The following is a 20850-nucleotide window of genomic DNA, read 5'->3' on the forward strand; positions in this document are numbered from 1 at the left end:
CCTTCTCGTGCGGGTAGTCGCGCCCCCGGCCCGGAACGGCGACTGTCGAGGGCCCGGATGCCTGGCCGGCCAAGCCCCGGCCCCTCGTCTCATCGCTGAGGGAGCCGCTCCTCGCTTCTCTGCCCCGTGCCGTTTCTTTGGGGGTTTCCCGGCAGTCTTTCGGCTTTCCGGTTCGGGTCGGTCGGTCAAGGGTCGCCGAAGGCGATCGCGTAGCGACGCGACGAAGGAGCGCCCTTGAGGGACCGGCCCGAACCGGAAGGACGATGGGACTGACGGGAAGCCCCCAACCCACTCTGAGACCGCCCAAGGGGATACCGCCCCCGCCCCGCCCCGCCCCGCCCCACCCACCCCCCCTCACTCCTCCGGCGGGAACACCGCCTCGCCCGTTGCCGACAGGGTGATGAGGATGGCCTCCACCGGGCAGCCCTCGGCGGCCGTCAGGGTGGGTTCGTTGGCGTCCGTCTCCGCCGACCGGGGGTGGGACTGGCGGGCCGAGTCGAGGGTGAAGGCGTCGGGGGCGTGGGTCACGCACATGCCCGAGCCGATGCAGACCCCCCGGTCGACCTCGACCTGCCAGCGGTCCCCACGGTCCCCCATCACGCACCCGCCGGGAGGTGGATCATCTTGTGCTCCAGGTACTCGCTCAGTCCCTCCGGGCCGAACTCCCGTCCTACGCCGCTGTTCTTGTAGCCGCCGAACGGGCCCAGCATGTCCAGGCTGAAGGTGTTCACGTTGAAGGTGCCGGTGCGCACGCTCCGGGCGAAGTCGATGCCGTGCTCCACGTCGGCCGTCCAGACGCTGCCGCTCAGGCCGAACTCCGAGTCGTTGGCCACCCGTACCGCCTCCGCCTCGTCCCCGTACGGGATCAGGCACACGACCGGGCCGAAGATCTCCTCGCGGGCGATCCGCATCGAGTTGTCGACGTCGCCGAAGAGGGTGGGTTCCACGTACCAGCCCCGCTCCAGGCCGGCCGGCCGGCCGCCGCCCGCCAGGACCTTCGCGCCCTCCTCCTGGCCGATCCGGATGTAGTCCAGCGACCGCTGCTGCTGCCGCTCGGCGACCAGCGGCCCGAGCTGCGTCGCCGGGTCCAGCGGGTCGCCGACCACGAGGGCGCCGGCGGCCGCCGCGAGGGCCTCGGCCACCTCCTCGTACCGGCTGCGCGGGGCGAGGATCCGGGTCTGCGCCACGCACGCCTGGCCGTTGTTCATCCAGGCGGCGGGGACGATGCCCGCCACGGTGACCGCCAGGTCCGCGTCCGGCAGGATCACGGCGGCGGACTTGCCGCCGAGTTCGAGGGTGACCCGGGTCAGGTTGCGGGCGGCGACCTCCATGACCCGCTTGCCGGCGGCGACGGAGCCGGTGAAGGCGACCTTGTCGACGCCGGGGTGCCCGACCAGGTACTCGCTGACCTCCCGGTCGGCGGGCAGGATCGACAGCACGCCCTCCGGCAGCCCGGCCTCCCGTGCGATGTCCGCCAGGATGAAGGAGTCCAGCGGGGCCTCGGGCGACGGCTTGAGGATCACCGAGGAGCCGGTGAGCAGCGCGGGCGCGAGCTTCGCCGCGGCCACGAACTGGGGGACGTTCCACGGGATGACGGCGGCGACGACCCCGACGGGTTCGCGGCGTACGAGGATCGGGCCGAGCGCGCCCTGGCGGCGCTCCTCGTAGGGGTAGGCGGCGGCGACCTTGATGGCGGAGTCGTAGACCATCATCGCGCCGAGCGCCTGGGCGAGGACGCTCCAGGAGTACGGGGAGCCGTTCTGGGAGCTGATGGAGCGGGCGATCTCCTCGTGCCGGACGGCGATGGCGTCCTTGATGCGGGAGACGACGGCGATCCGCTCCTCCAGGGACAGGCGGGGCCAGGGCCCCTCGTCGAAGGCCTTGCGGGCGACGGCCACGGCCCGGTCCACGTCCGCCTCGCAGGCGTGGGGGACGCTGCCGATGACCTGCTCGGTGTGGGGGGAGACGATCCGGATGGTGTCGGTGCCCAGCGGATCGGTCCATTCCCCGCCGATGAACAGTTGGCCGTGTTCCACGAGCTCGGTCATGTCCGATGCCTCCAGGGCTGCGCACGATCTCACCGATGTCGCAGAACTGATACCAGTTCTAGTTCCAGGAGTCCACGGTCGGAGCAGGGCTCCGGATGATCCGATGAGCGGTCAGGGCTTTTGGGAAACAGTCGACTTGGGCTACTACTGAAACGCGTTCTCGTCGGAGCGGATCGAGCCAGCGAACCAGCGAACCAGCGAACCACCGAACCAGCCAGGGAGCACCCATGTCAGAGGTCATGCCACAGGTCACCGACCACGGCGGCGGTGTCCACGCCATCCAGGTCCCGATCCCCGACAACCCCCTCGGCCACACCCTCGTCCACGTCCTCGACACCGACGCCGGGCCCGTCCTGATCGACACCGGCTGGGACGACCCCGCCTCCTGGGACACCCTCACCGCCGGGCTCGGCGCGCTCGGGATCGCCGTCGCCGACGTGCACGGGGTGGTCATCACCCACCACCACCCCGACCACCACGGCCTGTCCGGGCAGGTGCGGGAGGCCTCGGGCGCGTGGATCGCGATGCACGCCGCCGACACCGAGGTCGTCCTGCGGACCCGCTCCGCCGAGCCCGGCGTCTGGTTCGACTACATGAGCGAGAAGCTGGCCGCCGCCGGGGCGCCCGAGGAGCACGTCGCCCCGCTCCGCGCGGCGCGGGCGAGCGGCCGCGTCCGCACCCTGCCCGGGCTCAGCGCCGCCGTGCCCGACCGGGAGATCGTCCCCGGCGAGCTGCTGCCCCTCGCCGGGCGGCGGCTGCGCGCGGTCTGGACCCCCGGGCACACGCCCGGCCACGTCTGCCTGCACCTGGAGGAGCGGCACCCCGCCGGCCTCCCCGGCAACGGCCGGCTCTTCTCCGGCGACCACCTGCTGCCCGGGATCTCCCCGCACATCGGCCTGTACGAGGCCCCGGAGGACACCCGCGTCACCGACCCGCTCGGCGACTACCTCGACTCCCTCGAACGCGTCGGCCGCCTGGCGCCCGCCGAGGTGCTCCCGGCCCACCAGTACGCCTTCACCGACGCGCCCGCCCGCGTACGGGAGCTGCTGGAGCACCACGAGGAGCGGCTGACCGGGCTGTGGCGGCTGCTGGCCGAGCCCCTGACCCCCTGGGGGCTCGCGGAGCGGATGGAGTGGAACCGGCCCTGGGAGCAGATCCCGTACGGCTCCCGGAACATCGCCGTCTCCGAAGCGGAGGCCCATCTGCGGCGGCTGGTGAAGCAGGGCCGGGCGGAGGCCGTCCCGGGCACGGACCCGGTGGCGTACCGGGCGCTGTAGCCCGCCGCCCGGGACGGGCCGGGGCCGCCCGTACGGGCCCCCGTGCCACCGGGCCCGGTGGCTACGGGCCGGTAGAGTGAGGCCGTCGTCCACACATCCGTATGGGGGGAAGCCGGTGCGAATCCGGCGCTGACCCGCAGCCGTGACCCGGCCCGCCGAACGCGGGACGGCAGCCGGAATGCCCCGTACCGGAGTGCGCGGCTCGTGCCGCCGGGGCCCCCGGCGGCCGGCACCGTCGAGGTAAACGGAGCCGGAGCCCGGTGCCTGCGCGTGCCTGTCTCCCGCCCCCCGTACGAGAGGCACCCGCCCCGTCATGAACGTCCGCCGCAGCGCAGCCGCGCTCGCCGCATCCGCCGTGCTCTGCGTGGGCGCCGCCCCCGCCGCCCTCGCCGACACGCCGTCGCCCTCCGCGCCGCCCGTCGTCCCGTCGGGCCTGTTCGGCAAGGCCGACCCGACGTACGACGGGGTGTGGCGCCAGTCCCTCGCGCTGCTCGCGCAGCGCACGGTGGGCCTGAAGCCCGCACCGCAGGCCGTGGACTGGCTCACCGGCCAGCAGTGCGCGGGCGGCGGCTTCGCCTCGTTCCGCGCGGACGCCGGCGCGGCCTGCGACGACAAGACGATGTACGACACCAACGCGACGGCGGTCGCCGTGCAGGCCATGAAGGCCCTCGGCGGCAAGGACGCGCAGGTCAAGAAGGCGACGGACTGGCTGAAGTCCGTACAGAACGACGACGGCGGCTGGGCCTACGTGCCGGGCTCCCCCAGCGAGGGCAGCTCCACCTCCCTCGTGATCAGCGCTCTGGCCGCGGCCGGTGAGAAGCCCGCCGAGGTCAAGTCGAAGGCGGGCAAGTCCGCGTACGACGGCCTGCTCTCCTTCCAGCTCGGCTGCTCCGCCGAGCCGGCCTCCGACCGGGGGGCCTTCGGGTACCAGCCGGCCGACGGCAAGCTCGCCGCGAACGCCGACGCCACGGCCGCCGCCGCGCTGGCCGCCCTGGGCAAGGGCATCGTCGTCGAGCCGGCCGCCACGGACACCCCGGCCGCCGCACTGGCCTGCCCGGCCGGTTCGGCCGACCCGGCGGGCGCGGCCCAGGGCGCGGCCGGCTACCTGGCCGAGGCGCTGAAGAAGGACGGCCACCTGACGGCCGTCACCCCGGGCTCCGACCAGCCCACCGCCGACACGGGCAACACCGCCGACGCCGTGATCGCCCTGGCTGCGGCCGGGCACCGGCAGGCGGCGGCGGGCGCCCTGGAGTGGCTGCAGAAGAACTCCACCGCGTGGGCCAACCGCAACCCGGCCGCACTGGCCACCCTGGTCCTGACCGCCCATGCGACGGGTACCGACCCGAAGGCCTTCGGCGGCGTCGACCTGGTGGCGGCGCTGAACGCCACGGGCCCGGCCCCGGTCGCGCCCGACACCGAACCGCAGAAGGTGGAGGGCGAGGAGAAGCCGGGCTCCGGCAACCAGAACATCTGGTGGATCGTCGGTGCGGGCGCCGCGGCCGGCATGGGCATCGGCATCCTGCTGAGCGGCCGCAGGAAGAAGCAGCAGTGACCCGCCGCCGTACCCCGGCTGGTGCGCTCACCGGCGTCCTGGCCGTGCTGGGCCTCGTACTGACCCTGCTCGCGGCCTCCCCCGCCCTGGCGGCGGGCTACCGCTACTGGTCGTTCTGGGACGGTGCGGGCGGCCGCTGGGCGTACGCCACCCAGGGCCCTTCGACGGCCCGCCCCGCGGACGGCGCCACGCTCGGGTTCCGCTTCTCCGTGAGCAGGGACGCCGCCGCCGAGGCGGCCCGGCCGCGCGCCGCAGCCGACTTCGAGGCCGTCTGCGGCGCCACCGCCCCGGCGGAGGGGAAGAAGCGGGTGGCGCTCGTCATCGACTTCGGCGTGCCCGAGGACGCCCCCGCCGGCGAGACCCCGCCCCAGGGGACCCCGCGCACCGCCTGCGCGCAGCTGGCGCCCGCGGCCACGGCGGCCGAGGCGCTGGCGGAGGTGGCGAAGCCGCTGCGCTACAACGGCGCGGCGCTGCTGTGCGGGATCTCCGGCTACCCGAGGGCGGGCTGCGGCGAGCCCATCGAGGACGCGTCGCAGCCGAAGCCTTCCGCTTCGGCTTCGGCTGCGGCCTCGGGCTCGGCTTCGGCTTCGGCTTCGGCGGACGCGGACGCGGAGTCGGACTCCCCGGGCAGCGGCCCCTCGGCCGGCCTGTTCCTGGGCATCGCGGCGGTCCTCGCCCTGGGCTCCGCCGCCGTCTGGCAGTCCCGCCGCCGCAGGCGATGACGCCGCGCCCCGCCACCGGCGCGTGCACGCACGGCGCGGCACGTACCGACGTACCCCCGGCCGGGCGCGGTGCGGCCGGGCGGCCGGGTCCCCCGCACGGGTCGGCGTACGACCGCCGGAGGCATTGGCGGGCCCCCGAGGCACGGCGTGGGAACGCCCTGCACGCGGGGGCCTGGTGGCTGTGGGCCCTCGGGCTGGCCACCGCCGCGTCCCGTACCACCAACCCGCTGCTGCTCGGGCTGATCGTCGGCGTCGCCGGGTACGTGGTGGCGGCGCGCCGGACGCAGGCGCCGTGGGCGCGTTCCTACGGGGCGTTCGTCAAGCTCGGCCTGTTCGTGATCGGCCTGCGGCTGGTCTTCTCCGTGCTGCTGGGCTCTCCCATCCCCGGCACGCACACCCTCTTCACCCTCCCGGAGGTCCCGCTGCCCTCCTGGGCGCAGGGCATCCGGTTCGGCGGCCGGGTCACCGCCGAGCAGCTGGTCTTCGCCCTCTACGACGGCGCGAAGCTGGCGACGCTGCTGATCTGCGTGGGCGCGGCGAACGCGCTGGCCAATCCGGCGCGGCTGCTGAAATCGCTCCCGGCGGCCCTCTACGAGGCGGGCGTGGCCGTCATCGTGGCCATGACGTTCGCGCCGAACATGGTCGCCGACGTGGCCCGGCTGCGCACCGCCCGCCGGCTGCGCGGGCGCCCCACGGGCGGGGTGAAGGCCGTCCTCCAGATCGGGCTGCCGGTGCTGGAGGGGGCCCTGGAACGTTCCGTCGCCATCGCCGCGTCGATGGACGCGCGCGGCTACGGGCGTACCGCGCAGGTCCCGCCGGCCGTGCGGCGCACCACCAACGCCCTCACCCTGGGCGGGCTGCTCGGCATGTGCGCCGGCACGTACGGGCTGCTCGCGGCGGAGGGTGCCGGGTACGGGCTGCCCGTGCTCGGCATCGGCCTCGTGCTGGCCCTCGCGGGGCTGCGGCTCGGCGGACGGCGCAGCATCCGCACCCGGTACCGGCCGGACCGGTGGGGGGTGCGGGCCTGGCTGGTCGCCGGTTCGGGCGCGGCGGTCGCGGCGCTGCTGGTCCACGCGGCGTCGGTGGACCCGGAGGGGCTGCGGCCGGGCGTGGTCCCGCTGGTCGCGCCCGCGCTGCCGCTGTGGCCCGCGGCGGCGGTCCTGATCGGCCTGCTTCCGGCCTTCGTGGCCCCCGTACCTTCCGAGGAGTCCTCCCGTTGATCCGCTTCGATCAGGTGTCGGTGACGTACGACGGCGCCGCGCGGCCGTCCCTCCGCGACGCGGACTTCACCCTCCCGGAAGGGGAGCTGACGCTCCTCGTCGGCCCGTCGGGCGTCGGCAAGTCGACCCTGCTGGGGGCCGTGTCCGGCCTGGTCCCGCACTTCACCGGCGGGACGCTGCGCGGGCGGGTGACGGTCGCGGGCCGGGACACCCGTACGCACATGCCGCGCGAGCTGGCGGACGTGGTGGGCACGGTCGGGCAGGATCCCGTGGCCCACTTCGTGACGGACGTGGTGGAGGACGAGCTGGCGTACGGGATGGAGTCCCTGGGCCTGCCGCCCGCGGTGATGCGGCGCCGGGTGGAGGAGACCCTCGACCTGCTCGGCCTGAACGAACTCCGCGACCGCCCGATCGCGACGCTCTCCGGGGGCCAGCAGCAGCGGGTGGCGATCGGTTCGGTCCTGACGACGCACCCGAAGGTGCTCGTCCTGGACTTATTAAAACTACGCGCTGGACCCGGCGGCGGCGGAGGAGGTGCCGGCGGGGCTTCAGCGTCTGGTGCACGACCTGGGCACGACGGTGCTGATGGCGGAGCACCGCCTGGAGCGGGTGGTCCAGTACGCCGACCGCGTCCTGCTCCTCCCGTCCCCGGGCGAGGCCCCGCTGCTGGGCACCCCGGCCGAGATCATGGCCGTCTCCCCGGTCCACCCCCCGGTGGTCTCCCTGGGCCGCCTCGCGGGCTGGACCCCGCTCCCCCTGTCGATCCGCGACGCCCGCCGGCTGTCGGGCCCCCTGAAATCCCGCCTGCCTTCCCTCCTCCGGCCGGGTCTGTCGGGCGCGCCGGGCGTCGCCGCTGCGCGGGAAGAGCCGGGCGCTGCGCGCCCGGTGCGCTCAAACGCCGCGCGGGCTGGATCCGCGCAGCGAATTCCAGCCCCGCCGGCGTTTGAGGCGCGGGGGTCCGGGGGCGGAGCCCCCAGGGGGTCCGGGGCGCAGCCCCGGGGAACGGGCGAAGGGCGGGTAGGGGACCAGCCCCGCGCAGCGGCGCCCGCACCCGCAGGCCCGGCCCCGGCTCCGGCGGGCACCGCCACCGGCCCCCTCGCCCGGCTCCGCCGCCTGGCCGGGCGCCGCCCGAAGCCGCAGGGCGCCGGGCCCGCCGGCCCGGCGGACGCCCCCGCCGCCTCCGCGAGGAACCTCGGCGTGCGCCGCGCCCGCACCGAGGTCCTCCACGACGTCACCCTCCAGGTGGCCCCCGGCGAGACCGTCGCCCTCATGGGCCGCAACGGCGCCGGCAAGTCCACCCTCCTCGCCGCCCTCACCGGCACCCTCGCCCCCTCCACCGGCCAGGTGACCGTCGGCGGCCGGACCCCGCACCGCACCCCGCCCCCGGAGATGGTCCGCCGGGTCGGCCTGGTGCCGCAGGAGCCCCGTGACCTCCTCTACGCCGACACCGTCGCCGCCGAGTGCGCCGCCGCCGACGCCGACGCCGGGGCGGCCCCCGGCACCTGCCGGGCCCTGGTCGGCGACCTGCTGCCCGGGGTGCCGGACGACACCCACCCCCGGGACCTGTCCGAGGGGCAGCGCCTGACCCTGGCCCTGGCCCTGGTGCTGACGGCCCGCCCGGCCCTGCTCCTCCTCGACGAGCCGACCCGCGGTCTGGACTACGCGGCCAAGGCCCGCCTGGTGGCGACCCTGCGCGGGCTCGCCGCCGACGGCCACGCCATCGTCCTGGCGACGCACGACGTCGAGCTGGCCGCCGAGCTGGCCCACCGGGTGGTCATCCTGGCGGGCGGGGAGATCGTCGCGGACGGCCCGACGGCCGAGGTCGTCGTCTCCTCGCCCGCCTTCGCGCCCCAGGTGGCGAAGATCCTGGCCCCGGGCCACTGGCTCACGGTGTCCCAGGTCGCCGCCGCCCTGGAGACCACCCCGTGACGCAGCCCCCCGCGACGCAGCCCCCCGCGACGCCCCGCCCCGTCCGCATCGGCCCCCGCGCCGCCGCGGCCCTGGTCCTGGTCACCCTCATCGGCATCGCCGCCTTCGGCTGGCCCCTGCTCGCCGACCGCCAGTCCGGCCTGGCCCACTCCCAGGACGCGCCGTGGCTGTTCGCCGCGCTGCTCCCCCTCCTCGTCGCCGTGGTCGTCGCGACCATCGCCGACAACGGCATGGACTCCAAGGCCGTCGCCATGCTCGGGGTGCTCGCCGCCGTGGGGGCGGCGCTGCGGCCGCTGGGTGCGGGCACGGCCGGCCTGGAGCCCATGTTCTTCCTGATGGTGCTCAGCGGCCGCGTCCTCGGTCCCGGCTTCGGCTTCGTCCTCGGCTCCGTCACGATGTTCGCGTCCGCGCTGCTCACGGGCGGGGTCGGGCCGTGGATGCCGTTCCAGATGCTGGCGCTGGGCTGGTTCTCGCTGGGCGCCGGGCTGCTGCCGGGGCCGGAGAGGATGCGGGGGCGGGCCGAGCTGGCGATGCTCGCCGCGTACGGGTTCCTGGGCTCCTTCGCGTACGGCACGGTCATGAACCTGCAGGGCTGGGTGCTCCTGCAGGGCATGGGGCAGGGGATCTCCTTCCACCCCGGCGACCCGGTGCCGCAGAACCTGGCGCGCTTCGCCGCGTACTGCCTGGCGACCTCGGTGGGCTGGGACCTGGGGCGGGCCGCGCTGACGGTCGTACTCACGCTCACCCTCGGCGGCACGCTGCTGAGGGCGCTGCGCCGGGCGACTCGGAAAGCCGCGTTCGACGCGCCCGTCTCCTTCGATTCGGGGGCCGGAAGTGACGGGGGACACCCACCGCAAAGGCGCTGAACGGCCACGCAGGGTGACATTGGGGCCCTCGGCCGGTGAGGCGGCCCACAGGACCCACGTCACATCCGGCCCGGGGTAGTAGCCCGGCCGGCCCGCCCCCGCACGCCCTCCCGCCCGGGTCGAAGGTCCGGGTCTGCGAGGGGGGTTAGTAGGTGGGGGGCGTTGCCAGGGCGGCGGGGGGCTGGCTAACTGGTGTTGTCGCCGAGGCGGCCGGGGCGTACCGCCCCCCGCCGGTAGATCCCCTCCCACCCGTGTGAGTGGCTCACGCATGTCTTCGGCATGCGGCGACCGTCCCTGTTCCCGTCGGAAGGTTTGCTCCGTGTCCAACGCCGTCATCCGCCGCATCGCCGCTTCGAAGAAGGCCCTCGCCGGTACCGTCCTCGCCCTGGGGGTTGCGGGTTCCATGCTCGCCACCGTCCCGGCGCAGGCCGCTCCGACGGGTGCCAAGGCGATCGCCCAGCAGATGATCAAGGACCCGGCCCAGTTCGCCGCCTTCGACAAGATCGTCACGCACGAGAGCGGCTGGGACTACACCGCCACGAACTCCTCCTCCGGTGCTTATGGCCTGGTCCAGGCGCTGCCCGCGTCGAAGATGTCCTCCGCGGGCTCGGACTGGAAGACGAACCCGGCCACCCAGATCAAGTGGGGCCTGGACTACATGAACGAGCGCTACGGCAGCCCGGTCGGGGCCTGGAACTTCTGGCAGGCCAACCACTGGTACTAGACCAGCGGCAGCAGACATGTGAAGGCCCCGGTGGCCGGCCTCCCCAGGTCCGGCCACCGGGGCCTTCCGCATCCCATCCCACGGGGTTCAGCGGGCGCCCGGATCCTGCGTCACAGGCGCTGGATGATCGTGCCCGTCGCCAGCGCGCCGCCCGCGCACATGGTGATCAGCGCGAATTCCTTGTCGCGCCGCTCCAGCTCGTGCAGCGCGGTGGTGATCAGCCGGGCGCCGGTGGCGCCGACGGGGTGGCCGAGGGCGATGCCGCCGCCGTTCACGTTGACCTTCTCCAGGTCCTGGCCGAAGACCTGCGCCCAGCTGAGGACGACCGAGGCGAAGGCCTCGTTGATCTCGACGAGGTCGATGTCCTTGAGGGACATCCCGGCCTTGCCGAGCACGGCCCGGGTCGCGTCGATCGGGCCGTCCAGGTGGAAGTGCGGGTCGGAGCCCACCAGCGCCTGGGCGACGATCCGGGCGCGCGGCTTGAGCTTGAGCGCGCGGGCCATCTTGCGCGAGGCCCACATCACGGCGGCGGCGCCGTCGGATATCTGGGAGGAGTTCCCGGCGGTGTGCACGGCGGTCGGCATGACCGGCTTGAGCCGGGCCAGGCCCTCCATGCTGGTGTCGCGCAGCCCCTCGTCCCGGTCGACGAGCCGCCACATGCCCTGGCCGGCGGCCTGCTCCTCCTCCGTCGTCGGGACCTGGACGGCGAAGGTCTCGCGCTTGAAGCGCTCCTCGGCCCAGGCGGTGGCGGCCCGCTCCTGCGAGAGCACGCCGAGCCGGTCGACGTCCTCGCGGGTCAGGCCCCGGTGGCGGGCGATCCGCTCGGCGGCCTCGAACTGGTTGGGGAGGTCGACGTTCCACTCGTCCGGGAAGGGCTTGCCCGGGCCGTGCTTGGAGCCGGAGCCGAGGGGGACGCGGCTCATGGCCTCGACCCCGCAGGCGATGCCGATGTCGACGACCCCGCCGGAGATCATGTTGGCGACCATGTGGTTGGCCTGCTGGGAGCTGCCGCACTGGCAGTCGACGGTGGTCGCGGCGGTCTCGTAGGGGAGTCCCATGGCGAGCCAGGCGTTGCGGGCGGGGTTCATGGACTGCTCGCCGGCGTGGGTGACGGTGCCGCCGACGATCTGCTCGACGCAGTCGGGCTGGATTCCGGTTCGGGCCAGGAGCTCGCGGTAGGTCTCGCCGAGCAGGTAGGCGGGATGGAGGTTGGCCAGGGCTCCCCCGCGTTTCCCGATGGGGGTGCGTACGGCTTCGACGATGACGGGTTCCGCGGCCATGAGCTCGTCCTCTCCTGCACACTCTGCACAGCGCCGGCGTGGCGGGCCGTCCGGCGACTGCCCCGCGCGAACTAGTACGCGTTCTACTTCTCCCCCGCAGTCTTATGACCTCGGCGCCCGGCACGCAAGGGTCTTGCACGCGGCTTACACGGATTCCACACGCAACAGTTGGCGCGAGAGCCCTTGTGGCTTCTAGAACTCGTTACTACCTTCAAGCCAACATCTGATGGGCCGTCAGACCTTCGTCAGACCTTGGAGTCGCCCGATGCCCTGTCCCGCGCTGCCCGAAGGCTTCGACGCCACCGACCCCGACATCCTCCAGGACCGCGTCCCCTTCCCGGAGTTCGCTCAGCTGCGGCAGACCGCGCCCGTGTGGTGGTGCCCTCAGCGGCGGGGCGTCACCGGGTTCGACGACGAGGGCTACTGGGCCGTCACCCGGCACGCGGACGTCAAGTACGTCTCCACGCACCCGGAGCTGTTCTCCTCCACCACCAACACGGCCATCATCCGCTTCAACGAGCACATCCAGCGCGAACAGATAGATGCCCAGCGCCTGATCATGCTGAACATGGATCCGCCGGAGCACACCCGCGTACGCCAGATCGTGCAGCGCGGCTTCACCCCGCGCGCCATCCGCGGCCTGGAGCAGGCCCTGCGCGACCGGGCCCGGAAGATCGTGGAGGAGGCCCGGGAGGCCTCCGCGGACGGCTCGTTCGACTTCGTCACGCAGGTCGCGTGCGAACTCCCCCTCCAGGCGATCGCCGAACTCATCGGCGTACCGCAGGAGGACCGCTCCCGGATCTTCGACTGGTCGAACAAGATGATCGCGTACGACGACCCCGAGTACGCGATCACCGAGGAGGTCGGCTCCAACGCGGCCGTGGAGCTCATCGGCTACGCGATGAACCTCGCCGCCGAGCGCAAGGAGTGCCCGGCCAAGGACATCGTCACGCAGCTGGTGGCGGCGGAGGGCGAGGGCAACCTGCGCTCCGACGAGTTCGGCCTCTTCGTCCTGCTGCTGGCGGTCGCGGGCAACGAGACCACCCGCAACGCCATCAGCCACGGCATGCACGCCTTCCTCACCCACCCCGAACAGTGGGAGCTGTACAAGGCGACCCGGCCGTCGACCGCCGCCGAGGAGATCGTGCGCTGGGCCACGCCCGTGGTGTCCTTCCAGCGCACCGCCACCCGGGACACCGAACTCGGCGGCCAGAAGATCAAGGCCGGCGACCGGGTGGGGCTCTTCTACTCCTCGGCCAACCACGACCCCGAGGTCTTCGAGAACCCGGACGCCTTCGACATCACCCGCGACCCGAACCCCCACCTCGGCTTCGGCGGCGGAGGCCCGCACTTCTGCCTCGGCAAGTCCCTGGCGATCCTGGAGATCGACCTGATCTTCAACGCCCTGGCCGACGTCCTGCCCGACCTGCACGCCGCCTCGGACGGCCCGCGGCGGCTCCGCGCGGCCTGGCTCAACGGCATCAAGGAGCTCCGCGTCAGCGCGGGCTGACGGACCCACAAGACTGCGGGCCGGCGCGAGCCGGCCCGTGAACCAGGACGGCAGGGGCCGCCACACCCACGCCCCGGCCCCTGCCGTCCGCCGGTGCGGTGATCCCCCGAGTGGCGGAATCCCGGGACCTGGCCGATCCTGACAGGACGCGACGATCCACCGAAGGGGCGCCGGGGACACCATGCCCCGGCGTTCCTTCGGCCAATGCACGCCCCGCCCGGGCCGCGTGCCCCTCCGTCAGGGCAGGCCGCGTGCCCCTCCGTCAGGCGGGCCGCGTGCCCCTCCGTCAGGCCGGTCGCAGGACCGCGCAGGTCGTCGTCCCGTGGGCGTAGAGCTTGCCGTCGTGCGTGCCGACGACCCGGGCCTCCGCGGTGGCGGTGGTACGGCCGACGTGCAGGGCCGTGCCCTCGCAGCGCAGGGCGGGGGTGTCCGCCAGGACCGGGCGGATCATGTGGACCCCCAGCTGGACGGTGGTGTAGGCGGTACCCGCCGGAAGCCGGGTCATCACGGCCGAACCGAGCGCCGAGTCCAGCAGGGTCGCGAGGAAACCGCCGTGGACCGTGCCCATCGGGTTGAGCAGGTGGTCGCCGGGGTCCCCCTCGAAGACGACGGAGCCCTCCTCGACCTCGGTGAGCCGGAAGCCCAGGGTGCTCATGATCGAGGCGGCCGGCAGGGTGCCCTCCAGCGCCGCCCGGAGGATCTCCAGGCCGCTCATGCCGAGGATCTCCGGGGTGGTCGCGGGCCTGGGCTCCCAGGTGTGGGTACGGCTGCGCAGGCCCTCGGGGGCGGCGGTGCGATACGTGGTCATGCCATCGACCCTAGGCGGGGCGCCCCCCGCCCGGGAGTGTCGGATCCGGCGGCTTACGAATGGATTCCGACACCCCGGCGACCCGCGCACCGGAACTACCCTGGGCCGGTGAAAGTCGCCGTACTGGCCCTCGACGGGGTCTTCGACTCCGGGATCTCCGCCGTCCTGGACGTGCTGCACACCGCCAACGCCCTGCGCCGCGAGCTCCCCGGAGCCGCCCCGCCCGCCTTCGACGTCCGCACGGTCGGCGTGCGCCGACGCGTCCGCAGCGGCCTGGGCCACCGCATCGACACCGAGCCCGCCCGCGAGGCGGAGGACGCCGGGCTGCTCGTCCTTCCCGCCCTGATGGAGCGCCGCCCCTCCGCACTGCTGGAGGCCGTCGCCGCGCCCGGGCAGCGCACGGCCCGCCGGATCCTGGCCGGGGCCCGCGAGCGGCGCACCCCGCTCGCCTCCTCCTGCACCGGCACCTTCCTGCTCGCCGAGTCCGGCGTCCTGGACGGGCTGCGGGCCACGACGAGCTGGTGGCTCGCCCCGGTGTTCCGCGAGCGCTACCGGCGGGTGACGCTGGAGGAGACCCGGATGGTGACGACCTCGGACGGGGTCACCACGGCCGGCGCCGCGTTCAGCCACCTCGACCTGGCGCTGGCCGTCGTCGCCGGGCGCAGCCCGGCCCTGGCGGACCTGGTGCGGCGCTACCTGGTGGTCGACGACCGGGCCTCGCAGGCCGCGTACATGATCCCCAGCGCCATGGCCCGGCACGAGCCGCTGGTCGCCGCCTTCGAACGGTGGGTGCGCGCCCGCATCGAGGAGCCGCTGTCCATCGCCGACGCGGCGCGCGACCTCGGCGTCAGCGAGCGCACCCTCCAGCGCACCATGGCCCGCACCCTGGGCCGGTCCCCGATCCGCCTGGTCCAGGACCTGCGGGTCGAGCAGGCCGAGCACCTGCTGCGCACCACCGCGCTGCCGCTCTCCGCGGTCGCCCGCCGGGTCGGCTACGAGAGCCCCGGCCCGCTGCGCGCGCTGCTGCACCGGGGGCGGGCGTAGGAACCCGGGCGCGCTAGGAGCGCCCCGAGCGCGCGGGGGTGCGTACCGGATCCGCCGAATCCGGGGAGTCCGCGGCGGTGCGGCGCTGGCCGGGGACGGGTGCTTTCAGCCCGCGCGGCCCGGACAGCGCGTGGACCAGCCCGAAGCCGGCGGCGACGACGGCCGCGCCGCCGACCGCGTCGAGCACCCAGTGGTTGGCGGTGGCGACGATCGCGCACACCGTGACCAGCGGGTGGAGGGCGCCGAGCAGCTTCTGCCACCCCCGGGGCGCGAGGACCACGATCACGGTTCCGCACCACAGGGACCAGCCGAAGTGCAGCGAGGGCATCGCCGCGTACTGGTTGGAGATCGCGGTCATCGCCCCGTAGGAGGGGTTGGCCAGGTCCTGGACCCCGTGCACGGTGTCGACGAAGCCGAGGCCGGGCATGAGGCGCGGCGGCGCGAGCGGGTACAGCCAGAAGCCCGCCAGCGCCAGGACGGTGGCCAGCCCGAGGGAGGCGCGCGCCCAGCGGTAGTCGGCGGGGCGGCGCCAGTACAGGACGGCGAGGATGGTGAGCGGGACGACGAAGTGGAAGGAGGTGTAGTAGAAGTTGAAGGAGGCCTCCAGCCAGGGCGTGTCCACCACGGCCCGGTTGACGGCGTGTTCGATGTCGATGCCGAGCGCCCGCTCGATCCCGAGGATCTGGCCGCCGTTGCCCTCGGCGAGGGAGCGGCTGGTGGGGGCCGCGGCGCGGATGTGCGAGTAGATCGAGTAGCCGACCCGTATCAGCAGCAGTTCCAGCAGCAGGTTGGGGCGCGAGTTCACCCGCCTCCAGAACGGCAGCAGCGGGATCCGGGACCACCGCGCGCCGGGGGGCTCGGCGTAGGCGGTGGGAACGGGCCGGCGCCAGTACGGGGAGGAGCGCGGCAGGAACGGCACGGCGCAGGCCGCCGCGAGGGCCGCGAGGAGCAGCACGTTGTCGCGTACGGGGGCCAGCGCGGCCAGGTTGGGAAGCAGTACCGCGCTCGGCAGGCTCACGGCCAGCACGACGGCGACGGGCCACACCCGGCGGTCGGCGGCGCGCGTGCCCACCTTGCCGGCCACGGCGAGGAGCACCCACAGCAGCTGGTGGCGCCAGCCGGCCGGGGACACGGCGACGGCGACGCAGCCGGTGACGGCGACGGCGAGCAGCAGCTGGCCGTCGCGGGCGTAGCGGACCGCGCGGCGCAGGCCGGTCCAGGCGACGGCGGCGGCGAGCGCGAGGGCGAGGGCGATCTCGCCGGGGCCGCTGAGGCCGAGGCGCAGGAGGGCGCCGTGCAGGGACTGGTTGGCGAGGGCGTCGGGGGCGGCGCCGAGGCCGGTGCCGGCGAGGTACTCGACCCAGTACGTCCACGAGTCGCGCGGCAGCGAGGCCCAGGACAGCGCGGTGGCGCCGGCGAAGGTCACGGCGGCGGCCCGGGCGGCCGGGCGGCGGCCGGTGAGCCAGAGCAGCGGGGCGAAGAGCAGCAGCGCGGGCTGGAGGGCGGCGGCGAGGCCGGCGAGGAAGCCGGCGGGGCGGCCGCCGGGGACCCGGAACACGGCGAGGAGCACCAGCAGGACGGGCAGGACGGCGGTCTGCCCGGGTGAGGCGGCCTCGCGGACGGGGAGGGAGGCCATCATCAGCGCGACCAGCGCGGGTGCGGCGAGCAGCGCGGTGCGGCGGGGCACGGGGTCGGGGAGCGCCCGCGCGGCGACGAGGCCGACGCCGGCGACGAGGAGCAGCGTCACGCAGGTCCAGGCCACCTCCAGGGAGGGGGCGGCGAGGCCGGCGAGCGGTTTGAGGACGAGCCCGGCGAAGGGGGTTCCGGTGAACTGCCCGGCGCCGTAGAGCGGTCCGGGCAGGCTGCCGGGGAGGTCGAGGCCGCTGAGCCACTCGCCGGGCGGCACGCGCAGCACCGCGGCGGCCTGTCTGACGCCGAGGACCGCGGCGAGCGCCCACAGCAGGATCCGTACCGCCCCGAGCCGGCCGCCACCGCCTATGACCCCGGCATGTCCCCCGGCACCACCGCGCTCCACCGCATCAGCCACGCCCCGCCGCCCTCCGCCCTGTCGACCGCCACTGTCGCTTCGCCTGGCTGCCGCGCGTCGTGCCCCGTTCCATTACCTGGACTGCCTGGACGACGATATCCCGGGCGGGATCCCTAGGATGGCGGGCATGAGCATCGTGAAGATCAACGCGCTGACCGTCCCGGACGAGCAGCGGGAGCTGCTGGAGCAGCGGTTCGCCTCGCGGGCGGGCGCGGTGGAGGGTTCGGACGGGTTCGAGTGGTTCGAGCTGCTGCGGCCGATCGAGGGTACGGACCAGTACCTCGTGTACACCCGGTGGCGGTCGGAGGAGGACTTCCAGGCGTGGATGGAGGGTCCGATGAAGGCGGCGCACCAGGGCGGCGGCGGCGCGGGCGGGGCCGGTGGGGAGCGGCCGAAGCCGGCGGCTTCCGGGTCGCAGGTGTGGTCGTTCGAGGTCGTGCAGCAGGCGGCGCCGAAGAAGGCCTGACGCCTCCGGAACGCGGGGCGGGGGCCCGGGGCGCGTCGCCCCGGGCCCCCGCCCGTCTCCTCAGGCCCAGAAGGCGTCGCTCTCGTCGATGTCCTGGGTGCACTGGTCGATGTCGGTGATCTTGCCGCCGACGATGGTGAAGAAGAGCCCTTCGTGGATCTCGATGCCCCGGTCGCCGCGGTCGCCCTGGGCGAGGTGCACGGACATCGCGTGGCCGCGGCCGTCCACCATGACGTTCTCCAGGCGGACCCGGAGGGTGCCGTTGGTCTCCTCCCCGAGGCGGCGGTAGAGATCGAGGACGGCTTCCCGGCCCTTGTGGTGCCCCGAGAGCCTGTTGTTGCCGGGCACGTGGTGGATGACGTCGGCCGTCATCAGCGTGCCCAGGGTCTCCATGTCGCCCTTGCCGAAGGCCTCGTAGCCGCGGCGGATCAGGGCACAGTCCGGATGCTCCGACATGACGGTTCACACCCTCCGTTTGTGCGATTAGCGCCTTTCCTCATCATCGGTCCGTGCCTGTGGATATTCCACGCGGGGGCTCCGGGGGGCGCTGCACAATGACGCCATGGACAGGAACCCGATCATGACGACAGGTGCCACACCCCCCGGGAACAGCAGGTGGGAGGTGGTGGCGGAGCCCTTCACCACCCCGGACGCGACGGTGCTGCGGCGGGCCTACTACGCGGAGGTCGCCGGGCGTTACTGGAAGCGGTCCGTCACCGAGGCCGAGATCGACCAGGGGATGCTGGACTTCCCGGCCGACGAGCTCGCGCCCCCGACGGGGCAGTTCGTGGTCGGCCGGCTCGACGGGCGGGCGCTGGCGTGCGGCGGCATACGCCTGCTCGACCCGGCCACCGCCGAGCTGACCCGGGTGTACGTGGACCGGCGCGCCCGGGGCACCGGCGGCGGGGCGGCGCTACTGGCCGCGCTGGAAGGAGGCCGCCCGCGGGCTGGGCGCCGCGCGGATGCGCCTGGACACCCGTACGGACCTGGTGGAGGCCCGCGCCCTGTACGCGCGCCACGGATACCGGGAGATACCCGCGTACAACTCCGGGCCGTACGCCCAGCACTGGTTCGAGAAGGACCTCTTACCCGGTGGCGTCCGCGTCCTAGTGAGCGGAGTGGTCCCGGCGCGGCAGCGCGTCGTAGGGCTCCTCGGCGTCGGATCCGCAGAGCTCCCGGTTGAGTTCCTCGACCAGCTTGATGAGGTCGGTGGGCCGGTCCGGACCCCACCAGTCGCCGAGCAGCTCGGCCAGGGACTCCTGCCGCGCCTGCGCGAGCCTGCCCGCCACCTCCCTGCCCCGGTCGGTGAGGACGAGCCCGAGCCCCTCCCGGGTGGCGAATCCGCGCTCCTCGGTCTGGCGGGCGGCGTCCGTGACGACCTTGAGCGGGACGGCGGTGCGCTCCGCCAGCAGGGCCGGTTCGACGGAGCCGTACTTGTTGATCCGCAGCAGCATCCAGCTGGCGGCGGGCAGCAGGTCGTAGCCGGCCTTCGCGGTGATCTTCTCGTAGACGTGGCGGCGGCCTTCGCGGGTGCCGAGCACGGACAGCGCGCGGGCCACCTCCTCGTGCGAGGAGCGGTGCACGGGGTTGGAGGCGAGGGTCTCCGTCACATCGGGCGCGGTGACGGAAGCGCGGAGCTTGTCCTCCTTCAGGAACCAGGAGATGAGGAAGGCGAGCAGGACCACGGGCACCGCGTAGAGGAAGACGTCGGTGATGGCGGAGGAGTAGGCGTCCAGCACCCTGGGGCGCAGGGCGGGCGGGAGCCCGCCGATGGCCCGGGGGTCGGCCTCCAGCCGTGCGGGCGTCGCGGCGGGCGGCAGCGGGACGCCGGCGAGGGCGGCGTCCAGTTTGTCGCCGAGCCGGTTGGTGAAGACCGTGCCGAAGATGGCGACGCCGAAGGAGGCGCCGATGGAGCGGAAGAAGGTGGCGCCGGAGGTGGCGACCCCGAGGTCGGCGTAGCTGACCGCGTTCTGCACGACGAGTCAGAAAAAAAGTATGACCAGTCCGAGGCCGACGCCGAAGACGAAGAAGTAGGCGCTCGTCTCCCAGTCGGAGCTGGTGCGCTCCAGCTGGTGCAGGAGCAGGAGGCCGACGGCGGTGACGGCCGTACCGGCGATCGGGAACACCTTCCAGCGGCCGGTGCGGCTGACGACCTGCCCCGAGAGGGTGGAGGCGATCAGCAGGCCGAACACCATCGGCAGCATGTGGACGCCCGACATGGTCGGTGAGACGCCCCGCACGACCTGGAGGAAGGTCGGCAGGTAGACCATCGCGCCGAACATGGCGAAGCCGATGACGAAGCTGATCACCGAGCAGAGGGTGAAGGTGCGGATCCGGAACAGCCCCAGGGGCAGGACGGGTTCGGCGGCCCGCCGCTCGACGAGGAGGAAGGCGATGAGGAGGACGGCGCCGAGGACCGCCAGCCCGATGATCCGGTCCGAGCCCCAGCCCCAGGTGCCGCCGAGGGACGCGACGAGCACGAGGCAGGTGGCGACGGAGGCGATGAGGAAGGTGCCGAGGTAGTCGATGGTGTGCCGGGAGGAGCGGGCCGGGATGTGCAGGGCGGCGGCGATGACGACGAGCGCGACGAGACCGATGGGGAGGTTGATGTAGAAGACCCAGCGCCAGGAGAGGTGGTCCACGAACAGGCCGCCCAGCAGGGGCCCGAGCACACTGGTCGCACCGAAGACCGCGCCGAAGAGCCCCTGGTACTTGCCGCGTTCGCGGGGCGGGACGATGTCGCCGACGATCGCCATCGACAGCACCATCAGTCCGCCGCCGCCGAGGCCCTGCAGGGCCCGGTAGCCGATGAGCTGGGGCATGTTCTGGGCGAGGCCGCAGAGGGCGGACCCGATCAGGAAGATGACGATGGCGGCCTGGAAGAGCTTCTTGCGCCCGTACTGGTCGCCGAGCTTGCCCCACAGGGGTGTCGCGGCGGTGGACGCCAGCATGTAGGCGGTCACCACCCAGGACAGGTGCTCCATGCCGCCGAGGTCGCTGACGATCGTGGGGAGGGCGGTGGAGACGATGGTCTGGTCGAGTGCGGAGATCAGCAGGCCCAGCAGCAGGGCCCCGATCGAGACGAGCACCTCGCGTGAGGCGTGCTCGGCGGCGGGCTTCGGGTCCACCGCCGACGCGGTCACATCCTGAGCCATCGGCTCCTCCTCAGGCCGGATCAACACCTCCATCCTGAGCGGTGTGTCCGGTTATGGCCTCTCGGAAGGGTTGGGTGGGGCCGGAGGGGTCTGCATAATCGCTGGCAGTGTCCAGGGAGGGGTACCCAGTGAGCGCAGAGCGCTGTCCGGAATGCGGCGCCGTGGGCGTCGGCTGCGAGTGTGGGCGGGGCGTGGGGTTCAA

The 20850-nt window shown here is 73.8% G+C and carries 16 protein-coding genes, 3 pseudogenes and 1 riboswitch; of the genes and pseudogenes, 12 read left to right on the forward strand and 7 right to left on the reverse strand.

Features of this window, described 5'->3' with window-relative positions:
• Window positions 1-354: 354 nt before the first annotated feature.
• The gene (locus SSNG_RS10780) at window positions 355-597 is read right to left on the reverse strand and encodes a ferredoxin (protein WP_007263852.1); all 243 of its coding nucleotides are present in this window, start codon (window positions 595-597) and stop codon (window positions 355-357) included.
• A complete protein-coding gene (locus SSNG_RS10785; protein ID WP_007263853.1) occupies window positions 597-2048 on the reverse strand; it encodes an aldehyde dehydrogenase in 1452 nt (483 codons plus the stop codon). The genes SSNG_RS10780 and SSNG_RS10785 overlap by 1 nt, the downstream gene beginning before the upstream one ends.
• A gap of 227 nt (window positions 2049-2275) precedes the next feature.
• Here SSNG_RS10785 and SSNG_RS10790 point away from each other — a divergent pair, with 227 nt between their 5' ends.
• From SSNG_RS10790 to SSNG_RS10820, 8 genes and pseudogenes are all read left to right on the forward strand, one after another.
• Window positions 2276-3325 carry an MBL fold metallo-hydrolase gene (locus SSNG_RS10790; protein ID WP_007263854.1) on the forward strand — a complete coding sequence of 350 codons (1050 nt, stop codon included), beginning with the start codon at window positions 2276-2278 and terminating at the stop codon, window positions 3323-3325.
• Window positions 3326-3430: 105 nt separating this feature from the next.
• Window positions 3431-3509, forward strand: a riboswitch (cobalamin riboswitch).
• Between the two features lie 129 nt (window positions 3510-3638).
• The gene (locus tag SSNG_RS10795; RefSeq protein ID WP_042800851.1) at window positions 3639-4877 is read left to right on the forward strand and encodes a prenyltransferase/squalene oxidase repeat-containing protein; all 1239 of its coding nucleotides are present in this window, start codon (window positions 3639-3641) and stop codon (window positions 4875-4877) included.
• Window positions 4874-5599 carry an SCO2322 family protein gene (locus tag SSNG_RS10800; RefSeq protein WP_050779596.1) on the forward strand — a complete coding sequence of 242 codons (726 nt, stop codon included), beginning with the start codon at window positions 4874-4876 and terminating at the stop codon, window positions 5597-5599. Before SSNG_RS10795 ends, SSNG_RS10800 begins: the two co-directional genes overlap by 4 nt.
• A complete protein-coding gene (locus SSNG_RS10805; RefSeq protein ID WP_007263857.1) occupies window positions 5596-6819 on the forward strand; it encodes a hypothetical protein in 1224 nt (407 codons plus the stop codon). The genes SSNG_RS10800 and SSNG_RS10805 overlap by 4 nt, the downstream gene beginning before the upstream one ends.
• Before the next feature lie 20 nt (window positions 6820-6839).
• Window positions 6840-7253 (forward strand): annotated as a pseudogene (locus tag SSNG_RS43685) (ABC transporter ATP-binding protein); the annotation flags it as partial.
• A gap of 100 nt (window positions 7254-7353) precedes the next feature.
• Window positions 7354-8748 carry an ATP-binding cassette domain-containing protein gene (locus tag SSNG_RS10810; protein ID WP_241695022.1) on the forward strand — a complete coding sequence of 465 codons (1395 nt, stop codon included), beginning with the start codon at window positions 7354-7356 and terminating at the stop codon, window positions 8746-8748.
• On the forward strand, window positions 8745-9614 hold the full coding sequence (locus SSNG_RS10815) for an ECF transporter S component (protein ID WP_007263859.1): 870 nt from the start codon (window positions 8745-8747) through the stop codon (window positions 9612-9614). The genes SSNG_RS10810 and SSNG_RS10815 overlap by 4 nt, the downstream gene beginning before the upstream one ends.
• A 268-nt stretch (window positions 9615-9882) precedes the next feature.
• A complete protein-coding gene (locus tag SSNG_RS10820; RefSeq protein ID WP_007263860.1) occupies window positions 9883-10338 on the forward strand; it encodes a transglycosylase SLT domain-containing protein in 456 nt (151 codons plus the stop codon).
• A 110-nt stretch (window positions 10339-10448) separates the two neighbouring features.
• Here the strand turns inward: SSNG_RS10820 and SSNG_RS10825 are convergent, their stop codons facing one another.
• A complete protein-coding gene (locus SSNG_RS10825) occupies window positions 10449-11618 on the reverse strand; it encodes a steroid 3-ketoacyl-CoA thiolase (protein WP_007263861.1) in 1170 nt (389 codons plus the stop codon).
• A gap of 265 nt (window positions 11619-11883) precedes the next feature.
• Between SSNG_RS10825 and SSNG_RS10830 the strand changes: the two genes are divergently transcribed.
• Window positions 11884-13128, forward strand: a complete 1245-nt coding sequence (locus SSNG_RS10830) for a cytochrome P450 (RefSeq protein ID WP_007263862.1) — start codon at window positions 11884-11886, stop codon at window positions 13126-13128.
• A 286-nt stretch (window positions 13129-13414) separates the two neighbouring features.
• Here the strand turns inward: SSNG_RS10830 and SSNG_RS10835 are convergent, their stop codons facing one another.
• The gene (locus SSNG_RS10835) at window positions 13415-13936 is read right to left on the reverse strand and encodes a PaaI family thioesterase (RefSeq protein WP_007263863.1); all 522 of its coding nucleotides are present in this window, start codon (window positions 13934-13936) and stop codon (window positions 13415-13417) included.
• Between the two features lie 108 nt (window positions 13937-14044).
• Here SSNG_RS10835 and SSNG_RS44800 point away from each other — a divergent pair, with 108 nt between their 5' ends.
• Window positions 14045-14980, forward strand: a complete 936-nt coding sequence (locus tag SSNG_RS44800) for a helix-turn-helix domain-containing protein (protein ID WP_042800853.1) — start codon at window positions 14045-14047, stop codon at window positions 14978-14980.
• A 13-nt stretch (window positions 14981-14993) separates the two neighbouring features.
• Here the strand turns inward: SSNG_RS44800 and SSNG_RS10845 are convergent, their stop codons facing one another.
• Entirely contained in the window at window positions 14994-16979 is a 1986-nt protein-coding gene (locus SSNG_RS10845) for a bifunctional glycosyltransferase 87/phosphatase PAP2 family protein (protein WP_050779853.1), read from the reverse strand.
• Window positions 16980-17154: 175 nt separating this feature from the next.
• On the opposite strand from SSNG_RS10845, the gene SSNG_RS10850 reads away from it, so the two are divergent.
• Window positions 17155-17493 carry an antibiotic biosynthesis monooxygenase gene (locus tag SSNG_RS10850; protein ID WP_042803288.1) on the forward strand — a complete coding sequence of 113 codons (339 nt, stop codon included), beginning with the start codon at window positions 17155-17157 and terminating at the stop codon, window positions 17491-17493.
• 60 nt (window positions 17494-17553) lie between these two features.
• Here SSNG_RS10850 and SSNG_RS10855 read toward each other — a convergent pair whose 3' ends face one another.
• Window positions 17554-17949, reverse strand: a complete 396-nt coding sequence (locus SSNG_RS10855) for a nuclear transport factor 2 family protein (RefSeq protein WP_007263867.1) — start codon at window positions 17947-17949, stop codon at window positions 17554-17556.
• Between the two features lie 124 nt (window positions 17950-18073).
• On the opposite strand from SSNG_RS10855, the pseudogene SSNG_RS39390 reads away from it, so the two are divergent.
• Window positions 18074-18578: pseudogene (locus SSNG_RS39390) on the forward strand (GNAT family N-acetyltransferase); the annotation flags it as partial.
• A gap of 21 nt (window positions 18579-18599) precedes the next feature.
• Here the strand turns inward: SSNG_RS39390 and SSNG_RS10860 are convergent.
• A pseudogene (locus SSNG_RS10860) lies at window positions 18600-20648 on the reverse strand (MFS transporter).
• Window positions 20649-20850: the final 202 nt, after the last annotated feature.

This window comes from Streptomyces sp. C, assembly GCF_000158895.1.
In the GTDB taxonomy this organism is placed as follows: domain Bacteria; phylum Actinomycetota; class Actinomycetes; order Streptomycetales; family Streptomycetaceae; genus Streptomyces; species Streptomyces racemochromogenes.